The organism is Modestobacter sp. SYSU DS0904 (assembly GCF_054051115.1).
In genome coordinates, this window is sequence record NZ_JBJHAQ010000015.1 from 63,810 (window position 1) to 79,193 (window position 15,384).

General features: G+C 72.4%; 10 protein-coding genes. All 10 read right to left on the bottom strand.

What is annotated here, in order from left to right; genetic code table 11:
* Window positions 1–29 precede the first annotated feature (29 nt).
* The 10 genes from ACI79U_RS11925 to ACI79U_RS11970 all read right to left on the bottom strand — a co-directional run bounded on the left by ACI79U_RS11925 (window position 30) and on the right by ACI79U_RS11970 (window position 15,279).
* Entirely contained in the window at window positions 30–371 is a 342-nt protein-coding gene (locus tag ACI79U_RS11925) for a C-terminal helicase domain-containing protein (protein ID WP_457067954.1), read from the bottom strand.
* Complete coding sequence (locus ACI79U_RS11930; RefSeq protein WP_457067952.1) at window positions 323–1,045, bottom strand: hypothetical protein; 723 nt, start codon at window positions 1,043–1,045, stop codon at window positions 323–325. Before ACI79U_RS11930 ends, ACI79U_RS11925 begins: the two co-directional genes overlap by 49 nt.
* Window positions 1,046–1,345: 300 nt before the next feature.
* Complete coding sequence (locus ACI79U_RS11935) at window positions 1,346–2,032, bottom strand: hypothetical protein (RefSeq protein WP_457072799.1); 687 nt, start codon at window positions 2,030–2,032, stop codon at window positions 1,346–1,348.
* Window positions 2,033–2,435: 403 nt separating this feature from the next.
* Window positions 2,436–6,137 (bottom strand): AAA family ATPase, encoded by a 3,702-nt coding sequence (locus tag ACI79U_RS11940; RefSeq protein ID WP_457067950.1) that lies wholly within the window; start codon window positions 6,135–6,137, stop codon window positions 2,436–2,438.
* Window positions 6,137–7,369, bottom strand: coding sequence for a metallophosphoesterase family protein (locus ACI79U_RS11945; protein WP_457067948.1), 1,233 nt, complete (start codon window positions 7,367–7,369; stop codon window positions 6,137–6,139). Before ACI79U_RS11945 ends, ACI79U_RS11940 begins: the two co-directional genes overlap by 1 nt.
* Window positions 7,370–7,497: 128 nt before the next feature.
* Window positions 7,498–9,144, bottom strand: a complete 1,647-nt coding sequence (locus ACI79U_RS11950; RefSeq protein ID WP_457067946.1) for an NERD domain-containing protein — start codon at window positions 9,142–9,144, stop codon at window positions 7,498–7,500.
* A 75-nt stretch (window positions 9,145–9,219) separates the two neighbouring features.
* Window positions 9,220–9,456: a hypothetical protein gene (locus tag ACI79U_RS11955; RefSeq protein WP_457067944.1), complete on the bottom strand. Its 237-nt coding sequence runs from the start codon at window positions 9,454–9,456 to the stop codon at window positions 9,220–9,222.
* Between the two features lie 386 nt (window positions 9,457–9,842).
* Window positions 9,843–11,153: a hypothetical protein gene (locus tag ACI79U_RS11960; RefSeq protein WP_457067942.1), complete on the bottom strand. Its 1,311-nt coding sequence runs from the start codon at window positions 11,151–11,153 to the stop codon at window positions 9,843–9,845.
* A gap of 297 nt (window positions 11,154–11,450) precedes the next feature.
* Window positions 11,451–11,786, bottom strand: a complete 336-nt coding sequence (locus ACI79U_RS11965; RefSeq protein ID WP_457067940.1) for a hypothetical protein — start codon at window positions 11,784–11,786, stop codon at window positions 11,451–11,453.
* Window positions 11,787–12,021: 235 nt separating this feature from the next.
* A complete protein-coding gene (locus ACI79U_RS11970) occupies window positions 12,022–15,279 on the bottom strand; it encodes a TM0106 family RecB-like putative nuclease (RefSeq protein ID WP_457067937.1) in 3,258 nt (1,085 codons plus the stop codon).
* Between the last annotated feature and the right edge of the window lie 105 nt (window positions 15,280–15,384).

The window sequence follows — 15,384 nt, forward strand, 5'->3', positions numbered from 1 at the left end:
GGTCATACCTAAGTCCCTGCCGACTCGCCTCACCCAGCGACGGTCGCCATCTCGACAAGTCGACACAGCGCATTCACCTGGCGCAATTGCTCAGGCGTCCGCACCGGGGCGTCCAGCAGCTCCTCGCTCATCACCACCACGGCCAGCGCCTTCGCCCGCGACACCGCCACGTTCAACCGGTGCAGGTCGTACAGGCACGAGACCCCGCGGGGCGCATCCCCCGCGCTGGTCGACGTCATCGAATAGAGGACGACCGGCGCCTCCTGCCCTTGGAACTTGTCCACCGTCCCGACCCGGGCGCCGTCGGGCAGCAACCCGCGAATCAGCGCCACCTGATATTTGTACGGAGCGACCACCAGCACGTCGTCCACGCCGATGACGTGCCGCTCCCCTTCGGCGTCGGTCCAGCCGGTGCCCTGCAGCGACCGCCACAACGCGGCACCGAGCTGGTGCGCGGAACGGCGGCGACGAAGGATTCGAGCCGGGTGCGCGCCCGGCGGGCGTAGGCGGCGACGTCAACCAGCCGCCAGGGGCGGGCGACGCCCTCGCCGGTGATCACGGAGATCCGCTCGGGCGCGCGGCCCTGCAGGGCGGTGAGCCGGTCGGCGTAGGTGGCCATCTGCAGCAGCGCGGGCACCTTGACGCAACGGGCGAGCTTGGCGTCGGCGACCTCGTAGGACCAGTCGCCGAGGTCCGACGGCTCCGCCGTCTCGAGCAGGAAGTCGGCCTGGCCGCTCCACGTCCCGTCGCACAACGTCGCCTGGTGGACGACGTCGACGCCGGCGCGCATCGCCTCGACAGTGGCCGCCTCGCTGCGCTGCCCCTGCAGCCGGGCGACCGTGAGGCCCTGCGCCTCCAGCGACTCGAGGTAGGCGAGCTCGTGGGCGGTGCCGAGGTCGGCGACCAGCGAGGTCCCGTCACTGCCCGTTGACGGGGCGAGCGTGCCGTCGACGACGGCCTGGTTGAGCGCCGTGAGGTGGTGGCACTCCTGGTGGCGGGTCAGGTCGGTCGGGCTGAGGACCAGCCGCCCGTCGCTGCGGTGCACCTCAGCCCCCCGAGGCCAGCAGTCAACACGACATGGTGAGCCCCCGTGGTGATGCGCGGATTGAGCGTCAGGACCTTGTCACGGGGGTCCGACATTCGACGACCGTCCGCGCCGTAGACGTCACAGGTCACGGCGCCGATGAGGCGCCGCCGGTCAGGCACCGTGTCCTCAGGTGCAGTCGGAGACCTCGACCAGGTGGGCAGCATCATCCGGCGGAAGGTGTGGCCGCCCAGTACGGCAACCGCCCGAGCACCGCCTCGCGCACGAGCCGCATCCTGCACACCGTGAACGACTCGTCGATCAGCGCCGAGCAGCTTGCTTGGCCGTGACGGCGGGGAACCAGAGCACTTGCAGAGTTGCCGGGTTAAGCAGCGACAGCCGCCCCTGCGAAACGAAGACCAGTTGGCCCGGCGTCCAGGCGATCGGGTGGTTGACCACGAAGACCGTCCTCCAACGCAGAAGGCCAACTCGCCGAACGTGCAACGACCACGCATCGCCGTTCCAAACGACGTCCTCGAGCTCGTAGGCCTGAGCAGGCGGCACCGAGAACCGTCCTCGGAAGTCACCAGCGTGCGCAGCCATCTCAGGGCTCGACCGAGTCTTGTACGGCGCCCACGAGCCACCGTCGCCGACCAGGAGTCGGGTGTCGGTGCACGGGTGCTTGGGCCATGGTGGCCCCATCTCGTCAAAGTAGATACGGCTTCCCTCCGCATTCGCCCAGAAGTAGACGGCTGCGCCGCACACGGGACAGCGCGCGTTCGGCTTCAACCAGCGGGCGGAGTAGGGCAACGCCGGGTAGCGCACCGGCGAGGGGCGCGGAGACGTCCTCGAACGGCTCTCGGAGACCCACGCGGTCGAATAGGACGACGACCGCACCGACGTCCGTCGCCTTCCGGACGATCCCCTTGTCACGGTGTGCTCGGCGACCCAGTGCTTGCGGCCATCAGGGCCTCGACGCCAATGCCCCTTGCGGCGGTAGGTGGTCACCGAACCTCGCTCCCTGCGCGCGCTCCTGGCCCGCACCCTGCCATCGCGCGGGACCCTCACCGGTCGCAGCCCTGCAACTCCACCCGATCGAGTGCTGGTACTCGTGCCGACCGGCCGGCCACACCAGTCGCTGTCGCCGTCCCGAACTGACCCGGAGCGTGCGACGGAAAGCAACGGCGTTGTCTGGCCGTCGCTGAGGCCGGCGGTGTGCGCGCTGCGCATCGCCGACAACGTCGCCGGGGTGCCGCGGCATGCAGAGCATGCAGCGGTTCGCCTACCTGACCACGACGACGCGAACGGCGCACTGGACGCCGTACTCGCCGCCGTGGTCGACGACGTCGCGGCGATGTACGGGCGACCTGGGGTCGCTCCACCCGGCGGCCGTCTCGGGGCCGCCTGGCCGTCAGCGGTGTGCCTGCTCGTAGGCAGCCCAGACCTCAGCCGGAATGCGCCCCCGCTCACCGACGTCGTAACCGGCCGACCGGGCCCACTCCCGCACTACGCCGGTGCTCACGCCCGTCGGGCCGGGACCCGGTGCGCCTCCAGCCGACCGTGAGGGCCGAGCGGTTACGACCGCCGTGGGCGCAGCGCTGGTGCCGACCGACAGCGTGCGAGCGCGGATCCGCACCTCCTCCGCCGAGCGACGGGCCTCCACGTCCGGCGGCGGCGCCAGGTGCGCCACCGTGAGAGCGGAAAGGGAGAGCGACTCGGCCAGCGCCGCCAGGTGCGCGTGGTGACTGAACACGATGACCTGCCACTGGCGAGACAGCTCCGCCATGACCCGCAGCGCCGCCGTCGCGCGGCCGTCGTCGAAGGTCATGAGGACGTCGTCCAGGACCACCGGCAGGGTCGGCGCCCCAGCTGCCACTCGCTCCCGCTGGAGCGAGGCGATCCCCGCGAGTCGCAGCGCGAGGAAAACCTGGTCCGCCGTCCCCTCCGACAGCTCATCCGGGGTGTGTTGCTCCTCGTCCGCGCCGACGATGGCCAGACCGCGGCCGCCGTTCCGGTGGGCGACACCCAGCGCCACGTACCGCCCATCGCTCAGCCGCTGCAGGATCTTCCCGGCCTCGTCCAGCAGCGGCGAGGCGTGCTTCCGCTGGTAGGCCTCCAGCTCGCCGCGCAGCACTTCGGCCTGAATCCGCGCGACCAGGTAGCGCTCGACTCGTTCGCCCACGTCGGCCAGCCGCTCCTGCGCCCGCGCGTGCAGGACCGCCGCACCATCACCGGTGGTCAGCTCCCGCTGCCGCTGCTTGGCCTCCGCCTCGTGCCGAACAGCGGTCTGCAGGTCGTCCTCTGCCTGGTTCCGCTCCGCTCGGGCTTCCTCGCAGCATGCGGCCAGCACCTCCGGCTCAGTGCCGGCGTGCTCCTCGACCAGCGCATCCAGGTCCAGATCCGGCGCGGCGGCCCGGATCAGGTCGGTGAACCGCTCGGCGTCGTCGCCGAGCTCGGCGACCCGACGGCCACGCTGGGCGGCCATCGCGAGCTCGTCCACATCCACCGCCCCGACCGACGCCCGCTGCTCGTCGAGGGCCCGCCACGCGGCGGCCTGCCCGGCCTCCTCGTCGTCGACCCGAGAACGAAGGCCAGCGACCTGACCGTCGAGGTCCTCGGCTGTCCGACGGGCGGCGAGCGCCACCTCCCGGCGCCGGGAGAGGGCGCCGATCGCGGCCGTCGGGTCGTCGGTGGGAACGGCATACCGCCGGGCCAGCGCCACGACCTCGGCACCGAAGGCCCGGGCCCGCGCCCCGGCCTCGTCGGCCTGCCGGCGCAGCCCGTCGGCCTCGCGCTGGCGCTGGTGCGCCTGGCCCACCAGGTCGCGACGGCGGTGCCAGGCCACCACGCCGAGGTCGTCCGGCACGCCAGCCGCGGCCAGCAGCTCGCGCCAGCGTCCCCGCACGGCGAGTTCGTCAGCCCCCGCGTCGTCGCGCTCCCGGCGGTGGTCCTCTTCCGTCCTCCTGAGCTCGTCGATGGCAGCACGCCGGCCGGCCGCCGCATCGGCCTCGGCCAGCAGCGCACGGGCCGCCGTCTGCAGGCCGTCGAGGTCGGCGTCCGGGCGCGGCCGCCCGGCCCGCGCGAGCGCCGTAGACAGGGCGCCCACCTGGGCGTCGACCTGCTGCTGGAGTCCGGCCAGCAGGTCGTCTGCCGCAGCCGACTCCTCCCCCGCCGCGCGGGCGTCGTCGAGGTGGCGGCGTACCTCGGCGGCGTCAGCGGGCGAGGGAACGGCGGTGCCGAGACCCGGCCACAGCGCAGCCCACCTGGCGACCACGCTCTGCCGGTGCTCGGTACGGGCCGCCAACTCCTCGACCGCCGCGGCGCACTCGGCCTCGCGCTCGCGCAGGACCTTGATCAGCTCGGACCGTCTCGCGACCGCGTCGGCGTGGGCGAGCAGCAGGTCGGCCACCGCATCGGCGGCCGCGACGCCCTCGAGTACCCTGCCGGTCGACTCCCCGGTCGGCTGCCCGTCTCGGCAGGCTGCGATCAGCTCGGTGACCGCGGCGTCCCGCCGCGCTCGGCTGGCCGCGAGGTCCTCGGGCTCGGGGAGCGCGGCCTGGTGCTCGGCGGTGAGCAGTCGGCGGGTCTCCTCGACCGCCGCCTGCCCGCGTCGCAGCCGACCGTCCGCCTCCGTCAGCGCCGTCGTGGCGGTCCCGAGTTCCTCGGTCGCGCTTCGGATCGCCGCCGTCGACGGGATGTCCACCGGTACGGCGGCGCCGGCGGGCAGGCCCGCGAGGCGGAGCGACTCCGCGCGCCGGCGGAGCGCCTCGGCCCGCGCAGCCACCGCTGCCCGCTGAGCGGCCACCGCCGAGCCCCCGGCCTCGATCGCCTCGTGCGCCTCCCGGACGGCAGCGACGGCGTCCAGGTCGAGGTCGGGCCCGCGGGCACCGGCCTCGGCCAGCCGCCGGGTCGCATCCCGCAACGCGTCGTCCCGTGCGGCGAGCCGCTGCTCCGCCTGCTGCACCTCCGCTGCCAGCGCGTCGAGCTGCGCGATCCGGTCGGCGGGCACGTGCAGCGCAGCCAGCGTCTCGACGAGCGACCGGTCCGCGGTGTCGCCGACCAGCTCGGCGACCAGTGCGCCGACCTGCCGGTCGAGCTCCGCCACCTGCTCGGCCAGCTGCCGAGCCTGCCGCCCATCGGCGGCGCGTGCCTCGGCCTCCAGGTGCAGCGCCCGGATCTGTTCGGCGTCGGTGAGGACGGCGTCCTCGACCACCACGGCCGCGCGGCGGGCGGTGAGGTCAGCGCGCTCCTGCTCCAGCGCCGCCAGTGACTGGTCCGCGGCGTCGAGCTCCTTGCGGAGCTGCTCGTACACAACGAGCCGCTCCGGGTCGAGGGCCGTACCCGCTGCATGGACGGCGGCCGCCTGAGCGCGGGCGTCGGCGAGCCGGCGGGCGTCGGGCGCGGCACGCTGCCGCTGCTCCGCCTCGGCCAGCGCAGCACGGGCGTCCTGCACCCACCGCTCCGCGCGCCGGACCTCCGAGGTGGCCAGTGCGGCGGCCTCGGTGGCGGCGGCGACCTGCGAGGCCACCGCGGTGGCGCCCTTCGCCCGGGCCCGCGCCTCCTCGTAGTCGGCGAGGGCCTGGCGCACCGCGACGCTCCTGTTCCCCCGGTGCTCCTTATACAGGCCGTCGGCGGTTGCCTCGACCGCGGTGAGCAGCTCGCGTACGGCTCGGCCGCTGCGGGCGGTGAACACCAGCTCGGCGAGATCACCGCTGCCCTCGCAGAGCAGTCGGCCGCCCTCCCGCAGCTGGGCGTGCGACAGGCCGAAGCTCTCCCGCCAGCGGGCGCGGGAATCTCCACCGGTCTGCCAGACCGGTGGGACGTCGGCACCGGTGTCGATGTGGGTCAGGCCGGTGCTGCGGCGACGGACCTCGACCCGCTCTTCGCCGGGCAGCTCGAGGGCAGCCTCTAGCGCCAGCGATGGCCGACCGTGGCGGAACGCCTGCGGTGACTGCGTCGGGATGCCCCACAGCAGGTCCGACAGCGCGTCCAGGGAGGTCGACTTGCCCGTCTCGTTGGGGCCGACGACCAGGCTCAGGCTGCCCGGCCCGAAGTCGACGAGGCGATCGGTGAAGCTGCCGTAGCGCTGCAGCAGGAGCGACCGGATGAACATCAGCTCTCCTTCCCGGCGAGCTGCGCGAGGAGCCCGGTGACCGCTTCGGACGCCAGCTCGGCGAGCGCATCCGGGTCCTTGAGGTCCAGGCCGTCACCGCCGCGCAGGGCCCGGCCGAGCTCGCGTTCCAGCGGACGGGCGAGCTCCAGCAGGCGCTCGGGGGCCCCGACCAGTGCCGCGGAGGCCTGCTCGATCGCCGACAGCAAATCCGGCTCGATCGAGCCCCGCTCGTCCGGGGTGACTGCACGGGAACGGGCCTTCTCCACGGTGACGCCGCGCCGCTCGGCGACGAGCCCGACCTCTTCGTGCAGCCGCTCGCGATCGGCCAGCACCGACGCTGCGCGGGTCGTCCCGCGTACGGTCACCCGGGCGACGAGCAGCCGCCCGTCGGCCGCGAGCGCGGCCTCCTGCACGGCCCGGTCGACCTGGCCGAGCACGTCGTCGAGATCCGCTGCCCCGGTCGCGTCGACGTCTAGCGCGGCCCAGCGGGCGACGTCCAGCGGCACGTGCCGCAGCTGGGCCTGCCCGTCCGGTTCGACGTCGACGAGCAGGGCGCCCTTCGGGCCGGTCTCTTTGGGGTGGCGGCCCTGCAGATTGCCGGAGAACGCCGCCACCCGGTGGCCCTCCGTGACCACCTTGTGCTCGTGCACGTGCCCGAGCGCGAAGTAGTCGTAGTCGGCCCGCTCCAGGTCCTCCGGGCTGCACGGCGCGTAGTGCGCGTGGCCCTCCGCCCCGGCCACGGCGGTGTGCAGAATGCCGACGTTGACCAGCCCGGGAACCCGGTCGGGGTAGGCGAGCAGCAGGTTCGCCGTGACGTCGCGGGTCGGGTAGCCCTGGCCGTGCACGGCGAGCCCGAGGTCATCCAGGATGCGCGTCTCCGGGGCCTCGGTGGACAGCACGGTGACGTTCGGCGGCAGGGTCAGCGTTCGGGTGATCTGGCTGTCGGCGTCGTGGTTGCCGGCGGCCGAGAACACCGGGATGCCCTGCTCGTGCAGGACGCCCATCTGCTGGGCGAAAAAGCGACCGGTTGCGTAGTCGGCCCAGTCGCCGTCGTAGATGTCGCCGGCCAGCACCAGGGCGTCCGCCCGCTCGTCGACGACCAGACGCACCAGCCGCTCAAGTGCGCGCCTCGAGGCCTGGCGGAGCTGGCGGGCGACGTCCTCGTCCTCGAGGCGGGACAGGCCGCGCAGCGGGCTATCGATGTGCAGGTCGGCGGCGTGGACGATGCGCATGCGGCTCCTCGGGGGCGGTGGGGGGCTGGAGGTTCTCGGACCCCTCTGACAGAAGTCGGCCGGTCGGGGCGGTTGCGGCAGCCGGATCACCCGATCAGGTGATGGGCGCTCCGCCGGCGACGGGGGGGTCAGCTACTGCGCCTGCCGGTCAGGCGCCCGGCCACCGCGTCGCCGCCCACGCGGCGGATCAGCTCGAGGTCACCACAGACGACGAGCAGGTCCCGCGCTCGGCTGAGTCCGACGTAGAGCATCTCGCGAGCCCGCTCCTCGAGCCGGAAGCCGTTGACCGCGAGCACGATCGCCGGCCGCTCCAGCCCCTTGAAGCCGAGAACGTGCCCGTAGAAGAGGTCCTCGTCGTCCCAGTAGCTCGCCCAGTAGGCGTCCTGCCCCTCCGCCTGCCGCTCCACCTGCACCGGGTGCCGGCTGTAGGTGGTCAGCAGCGCCACCGACTGCGGGGGCCACCCCTCGTCGAGCAGCGCGTCAGCGGCGTCGTCGGCGACCCCGACGGCGTCCTCGCTGGCGCACTGGATGAACCGCACCGGCACGCCCTGCTGCCCGCGACTGCGCATTTGCGCCGGCGCCAGGCTGGAGAAGGTGCCGGCGATCTGCTTGGTGTTGCGCAGGTTCTCCGTCAGCGGGATCGGCACCAGGTCGACCGTCGGCCGGCCCTGCCGGGCGAACACCCGCTGCCCCTCGTCGGCGAACACGTACAGGCAGCCCTCATCGGGGTTCTTCAGTGCGGCAAGGACGGCCGCCCACCAGCTCTGCGCGAAGTCCTGCGCCTCGTCGATGACGATCGCGTCGAACCGCTCCCCCACCGGCAGGTCGCCGGCGAGCGCGACCATGCGGTCGGGCAGCAGCTCCTCCCAGTAGCCGCTGTCGTCGTCCGAACCCACCGGCACCCCCCAGCCGATGCCGAGGTTGTGGAAGGTGCCGACGTACGCCGGCCGCTCCCGCCGCCGCAGCTGATGGGTCCGGCGGGTGAGGTACTCGGCCAGGCCGCGCGAGTAGCACATGAGCGCGACCCGCTTGCCCTCGTTCGCCAGCCGGCGGGCCTTCTCGATGGCCAGCCAGGTCTTGCCCGAGCCCGCGCCGCCACGGATCTCCACCCGGTCGAGCAGCGCCAGCCGGTCGAGGACGTCGGCCTGCTCCCGGGTCAACAGGTCGCAGGCAGCCTCCCGTTCGGCGAGGTCGGCGACCAGGTCCCGCTGCGGGATGGCCGCACCGGCCAGGCAGTCGACCAGCGCGTCGACGTCGGCGTGCGTGGGCGGCTCGGGGACGTCGACCAGCTTGCGCAGCGCCGTTTCGATGCGGCTCGCCGCATGGGGCAGGTCGGTCTGATCGACGACCATCCACCGTGGCAGGTCCGGCGCGCGGAAGTCGTCCGGCAGGGTGGTGGTCGGCAGCGCGACGAGGTGCCCGAGCCTGGCGTTGCCGGCCGACCAGCGCGGGTGCTTGTCGAGGTAGTCGCGCAGCAGGTACTTGCAGATCCGGGCCTGGTCGACCGGGTGGATGACCTTGTCGCGGGTGCGCCCGGACTGCCGCCACTGGCCGTTCTGCAGGTAGACGCTGCCGCCCTTGACCTCGACGACGGCGATGCCGACGCCGGGCCAGGCGACGATGAGGTCGGCCTCGCGGTCCTCCCGGCGGTCGCTGAACCGCTGGCCGCAGAAGACGACGGCGTCATCGGGCAGGTGGTCGAGCAGCGCGGCGGCGAACAGCTCTTCGGCGTACGAGGCGAACGCCGGGTTCTCCGGGAACCGCCGCGCCGTCACTCCCGCTCTCCGGTCACCTGCACCACTCCCCCGTGGTCGTCGGTCGTTGCGCGCAGCATCGCACCGCGCGGGCGATCAGCCGCGGAGGTCGCTCTCCTCGTCGTCCCCGTCCGAGCCCCAGTGCGCTCCGCAGGCGCGGCAGACCAGCGTCGGCTCGTCGGGCATCACCATGCAGCCACCCAGCGCGACCAATCCGCGCTCGGCGAGCTCGAAGTCCGCGGGGCCGGGCAGCCCCCAGACCAGCGGGACGGAGTCCTCCCGCCCACACGACGGACACGACTTGCCCACCTGCACGCCAACCGACTCGCTCAACGACCCTCCCCGTGTCCCGGCCGCCCCTACGACGACCGGGTGCGGAGTGGAACAGCTGGCACCGACGGTTCGGCGATCCGGCATGGCGCCGCAGGTGTCACGCACCGAGCGGCTCGAGCGCCAAAGGTGAGCTACGCCGCAATCGTGAACAAATCTCGCGGCTGGCGGTCGGGCGTTCACTGTCCGCCGTAGCGGTCTTCACCGTTCCCGCGTCGTCGGAACCCGGCGATGCCTCCGGCAATCCCGCCGGAGATGCCACCGGAGATGCGGCCCCCGTCTCACTGGACGGACTGTGGCCGGCGACAACGTCGAGGCCAGCAGCTGAGGGGCACCGCCACGCCGCCGTGATCCGTACGACTCCGACCTTGTGCGCCAATTCGATGTGTTCAAGCCGCAACAGCGGGAAAGACGACCAGTGATCCATCGCGGCCTCGTTCGATCTCGATCGCAACGTCAGATTGCTGCACCCCTCCGTCGAGACCGTCGCCCAAAGCGCGAAGACGATAAGCCCCCTTGAGCAGGTCGTCCACCGCTCCTTGCGTCCACACAAGGCTGTGAAAGCCGCGGGAAGGCTTCAGTTCGAGAGTCGACAGCCGGAGAAGGACCGAGGAGATTTCACGCTCCAGTTCATCAACGCGACGCTCATCATCCTGCAAGGTGCGGACGAACGCCGTGAACGGGTGTTTCGCACCTTCCCGTTGCGCATGCTCAACAGCTTGAAGGACGAGCACCCGACGCTTTAGAGCAATCGCCAGCCGCGCGAGTTCAAGGTGCGCACGGAAGGCGCCACCTTCCTCGTTGATGCCGGGGAATGCCTTCGCGAGGGCTCCGATCTCGACCGGCCCCTCCGACAGGGCGGCGAGTGCCGCCTGCCATTTGGTGAGCCGATTACGAGTCCGCTCGATCGACGTGCTGATCGTGTGCACGGCCGAGTCGAGGCCCAAAGACGCGCCGACGCGTCCTTGGTCGAGGAGAACTGAGGTCGCCTTCTCGATGGCGTCGCGGCAACCGCCGAGTTCGCTGCGTTCGTCGTCCAACTTGTCCTCGTGCAACTGCTCCAGCAGGTCGGTAATCCGCTCCATCGCCGCCTGCCGCTGGTGATCGGCATGGGCACTGATACTGACCGCGACGGCCATGAGCACTAGGGGCGCCGCCACCGTCAGGGCCCCAGCGCCTGCAACTGCCACACCTGCCGTAGCTGCGGAGCCAGTTGCCGCGCCAGCAGCTGCCGCTTTGCCCGCAACGGGAACGAAGGTGGCATTAGCCGCGATTCCGGTGGAGTTCATGAGAGCGCTGTGAACACCCCCGGCGACCTGCTTGGACGGCATTGACCGGACGAGTCCCTTGCCGACCTGCGCGGCCACCTTCGCAGGAACCACCATCCGGTAGAGCACCTCGCCACTGGCAGCGATGTTGTCCGTCGGCGCGGACTTCGCTGTCTGAGACATCAGCTGCGACAACTGCTGTGCGAGCGGACTGGCTGCGTGCAGCGAGATGCCGCCATCCCGACTGCGTGCGGTCGGCATCGGATGCGCCTCGAGCGTCGCGATCGGAGAAGCCGCGAGCGTCGCCAGAACCGTTCTCAGCTCGGCCAGGCGGGCGGGTGTCATGCCCTCATCGCCGAGCACGTCGGGAACGCTCACGTCATCGGTGGCGAGCGTCCACACCGGAACGGGCGTATTGCTCTCAGCAGTCACGTCTTGTTTCCTCCCCAAGCCGACAGCCCTACGTCTGGCGTCAAGGCGTTTGGATCAGGCTAGGCGTTCGGCGAAGCAGAGGAGCGGCATTATGCGGCCCAGGGAGGCGTGGCGACCCCCTACGTCACCGGGGCCCCAGGACTCCCGCCGGCCTGAAATGCGCCGACCGAGTGCTCCGAAGCACTCGACTCTCCGCCAACTGAGATCGAGCAAAGTTGTCGCGGCAAGACTGCATCCACAGGCAGCGCGTCTGTCTCGTCGCCCCCACCTACCGGGCGGGCGGGTCTGCGGGCGAGGTCAGTTGTTGGGTGGAGAAGCGCCCACCGCAGCACGGTCGTCGTCCGTCCACCCGGCTGACCGTCCGATCGATGCGCAGAACTCCGTCCAGGAGACCATCGAGCGCCCGTCCTGCGGCGGCCGGCACCAGTACGACACCTTGCCGTTGTACGACCACGCGCCCGTCGCCGGCCCGAACCGGAAGTCCAGATGCCCCGAGCGGGCCAGCCGACCCAGCGCCACCCCGAAGCGAACGGCGGACGCGGTGGTCTGCGTCGGGCCCAGCAGTACGTGCCCTCCCTCAGCGACGTGGGCGCGGAAGAGGTCCGGGTACCGGAGGCGCAGCCGGTACTCCACGATCCCGTACTCCAGCAGCCCGTCTTCGGGCGCGACGCAGGCGAGCAGCGGGTCGAGCAGCTCGTCGGTGACACCCTCGGCGGCTGACCATCCGGCCGAGCCGACGTCCGCACGACCGACCCACTCATGCGCCCACCATCGGGATGGCGGCCAGCGCAGAAGTAGGCCAGTTGCTTGTCCGGTAGGCGTTGGTAGCTCACGTCGTCCGCGCTGAAGCAGACGGGGCAGGTGACGATCACCGACGCTCCTCGGGGGCGACAACGATGGACATCTCGACAAGTCGACAGAGTGCGTTGACCTGGCGCAGCTGCTCCGGCGTCCGCACCGGGGCGTCGAGCAGTTGCTCGCTCAGCACCACCACCGCCAGTGCCTTCGCCCGCGAGACCGCCACGTTCAGCCGGTGCAGGTCGTAGAGGAACGAGACGCCGCGGGGTGCGTCCTCGGCGCTGGTCGACGTCATTGAGTACAGGACGACCGGCGCCTCCTGCCCCTGGAACTTGTCCACCGTGCCGACCCGGGCGCCGTTGGGGAGCAGCCCGCGGATCAGCGCTACCTGGTTGTTGTACGGCGCGACCACCAGCACGTCGTCGACACCGATGACGTGCCGCTCCCCCTCGGCGTCGGTCCACCCGACGCCCTGCAGCGACCGCCACAACGAGGCCACGGCTTCCGCCTCATCAGCGGAGGCGGCCGCCGCCGGCCGGGTGTGCGCGACGTACCGCACGGCCAGCCCGCTGGCCCAGCCGTCGACCGCGACCCGCTCCCGCCCGGGCGCCGACTCCAGCCGGCCCTCGTAGGCGAGGTCGGAGACGAACGCGGTCAGCGCCGGGTGCATCCGGTAGGTGCGGTCGAGGAATACGCCGCGGTCCTCGGGCACGGTGGGGTGCCCCTCGAGCAGGTGCTCCAGCGCCGACAGCCCGGACTCCCCCGGGTGCACCGCCTGCGTCGGCTGGGCCAGCTGCTGCGGGTCGCCGAGCAGCACCAGCGACTTCGCCGCCCGCGCCACCGCGACCGCGTTGGCCAGGGAGAACTGCCCCGCCTCGTCGATCACCAGGACGTCGACCGCCTCGGCCAGGCCCTCCCGGCACCAGAACCACGACGTCCCGCCGACCAGCGCGACGTCGCCGGCCAGCAGCCGCTGCTCCACGTCGGCGGCGTCCTTGGACCACTCGACCCCCGGCGCACCGCAGGCCTGGCTCTCCTCGCACTTCTGCAGCGCCGGCCGGTCCACCGCACGCAGCACGTTGCCGATGACGGCGTGCGAGATCGCGGTGACGCCGACCTTCTTGCCGGCGTCGAGCAGCTCGCGGATCAGCCGGGACGCCGCCCGCGTCTTGCCGCTGCCCGGGGGCCCCTGCACCGCGAGCACCTCGCCGTGCAGCGTGCGGCCGAGCCGGACGACGGCGTCGCCGGCCTCCTCCCCCGGCAGCCGGCGGGTGCCGGCCGGCACGACCCGGTCGAGCAGCGCCTGCGGCAAGCACGGTCGGCCGGCGAGGACGTCGTCCGCCGTCGCCGCGATCGCCGCGCGCAGCGCCTTGTCGTCGAGCGGGCCCTCCGGGCCGAGGCCGCGGCTGGGCGCGGGCACCTTGGTGCTCTTGACGACCAGCCGCCCGCCGACGGCGTCGATCTCCTGCACGGTGCCGACGCGGGTCTGGGTGTCGACGTCGAACGCGGGCTTGCCGACCGAGAGCTTGGCGTCCTGCGGCGGGAAGGTGAACGCGTAGAGCTTGCTGCGCTTGTCGGTGCCGATCTCGACCGCCTCGGACAGCCCGCCGACGGCGGTGCGGTCCTCGACGAGCTGCTCGTCCTCCAGGTCGCCGCGGCTGAAGAACTCCCACCAGCCGGGGCGGGCCTCGCGGCGGTGCCACTGCACCAGGTCGCCGAGCAGCGCGTTGCCGGCGCCGGTGAGCCGTTCGACCAGCGCGAGCTCGGCGACCTCGGCGTCCGAGCGTGGGGCGGGCGCGGACACCTCGGGCACCACCGGACGCGGTTGCGGACCGTGCAGCGCCTCCAGCTCGGCCCGCTCGGTCTCCAGCCAGTCGTGCAGCTCGCGGGTGGAGTCGACGTCGTCCTTGTTGTAGCTCTCGATCGCCTGCAGGCGGGCGGGGTCGCGGTCGGCGAGCCACTGCTCGTACTCGACGACGCTGGACATGGCGTCGGCGACGTCGCCGGTGTGCTCGCGCCCGTAGAAGGCCTCGACCTTCTTGATCGAGTACGACTCCTTGCTGATCCGCATGCCCTGGCGGACGACGGGATAGAGGTCGACGAACCTCTGGGCGCGCAGCAGCTGGTCGAGCTCGGCCTCGCGGACGCCGTACCGGCCGGTGAGCCGCTTGAGCGCGCTGACCTCGTAGGCGGCGTAGTGGTAGACGTGCATGCCGGGGTCGGCGCGCCAGGCGTCGACGATCCGGTCGATGAGGTCGGCGACCATCTGCCGTTCCTGGACGGCGTCGTGCGCCCACAGCGCGGTGAACCGGCCTGCTCGGTTGCCGAGGCCGGCCAGGTACTCCAGTCCCGCGCCGTCGCCGGACAGCGGATCGCCCTCGAAGTCGAGGTAGAGGTCGCCGGGGCTGGGCTCGGGCAGCCGGAGCAGGCCCTGCGCGGCGGCGGGTTCGAGCAGCGTGCGGGTGGGGGCTCCGGCGGCGCGGCCGCGGAGCTGCTCGCGTGCCTGGTCGCGCAGCCGCTCGCGGGTGGCCTTGCCGATGCCCGAGGACTTGAGCGTCTCGGGGTCGGCGTCGGCGAGCTGCGTGAGGGTGGCGACGCCGACGGCGATCAGGGCGGCGCGGTGGTCGCGGCGCATGCCGGCCACCAGGCTGAGGTCGTCGCCGGTGCGCAGCTCGTCGGCGCAGCGCGCCTGCCAGGTGCAGGTGTCGCAGTAGGCGACGGGCACCGGGCTGGTCGGCGGGACGACGGCGACGAACGACTCGAGCCTGGCGCGGGCGCGGCGGGCGTATGCGGCGACGTCGACCAGCCGCCAGGGGCGCGCGACGCCGTCGCCGGTGATCACGGAGATCCGTTCGGGCTCGCGGCCCTGCAGGGTGGCGAGCCGGTCGGCGTAGGTGGCCATCTGCAGCAGCGCGGGCACCTTGATGCGGCGGGCGAGCTTGGCGTCGGCGACCTCGTAGGACCAGTCGCCGAGGTCGGACGGCGTCGCGGTCTTGAGCAGGAAGTCGGCCTGGCCGCTCCAGGTGCCGTCGGAGAGCGTCGCCTGGTGGACGACGTCGACGCCGGCGCGCATCGCCTCGACGGTGGCCGCCTCGCTGCGCTGCCCCTGCAGCCGGACGACCGTAAAGCCCTGTGCCTCCAGCGCCTCCAAGTAGGCGAGCTCGTGGGCGGTGCCGAGGTCGGCGACCAGCGAGGTCCCGTCACTGCCCCTCGACGGGGCGAGCGTGCCGTCGGCGACGGCCAGGTTGAGCGCCGTGAGGTGGTGGCACTCCTGATGGCGGGTCAGGTCGGTGGGGCTGAGGACGAGCCGCCCGTCGCTGCGGTGCACCTCAACGCCCCGCGACCAGCAGTGAACACGACATGATGAGCCCCCGTGGTGGTGCGCCGATCGAGCTTCCGCACCCTGTCACGCGGCGCCGACAGGAACGGCAGC

Excerpts from the sequence above, each read along its gene's own strand:
- ACI79U_RS11940 (WP_457067950.1), bottom strand. The coding sequence starts at position 6,137 with ATGTTCATCCGGTCGCTCCTGCTGCAGCGCTACGGCAGCTTCACCGAT.
- ACI79U_RS11945 (WP_457067948.1), bottom strand. The coding sequence starts at position 7,369 with ATGCGCATCGTCCACGCCGCCGACCTGCACATCGATAGCCCGCTGCGC.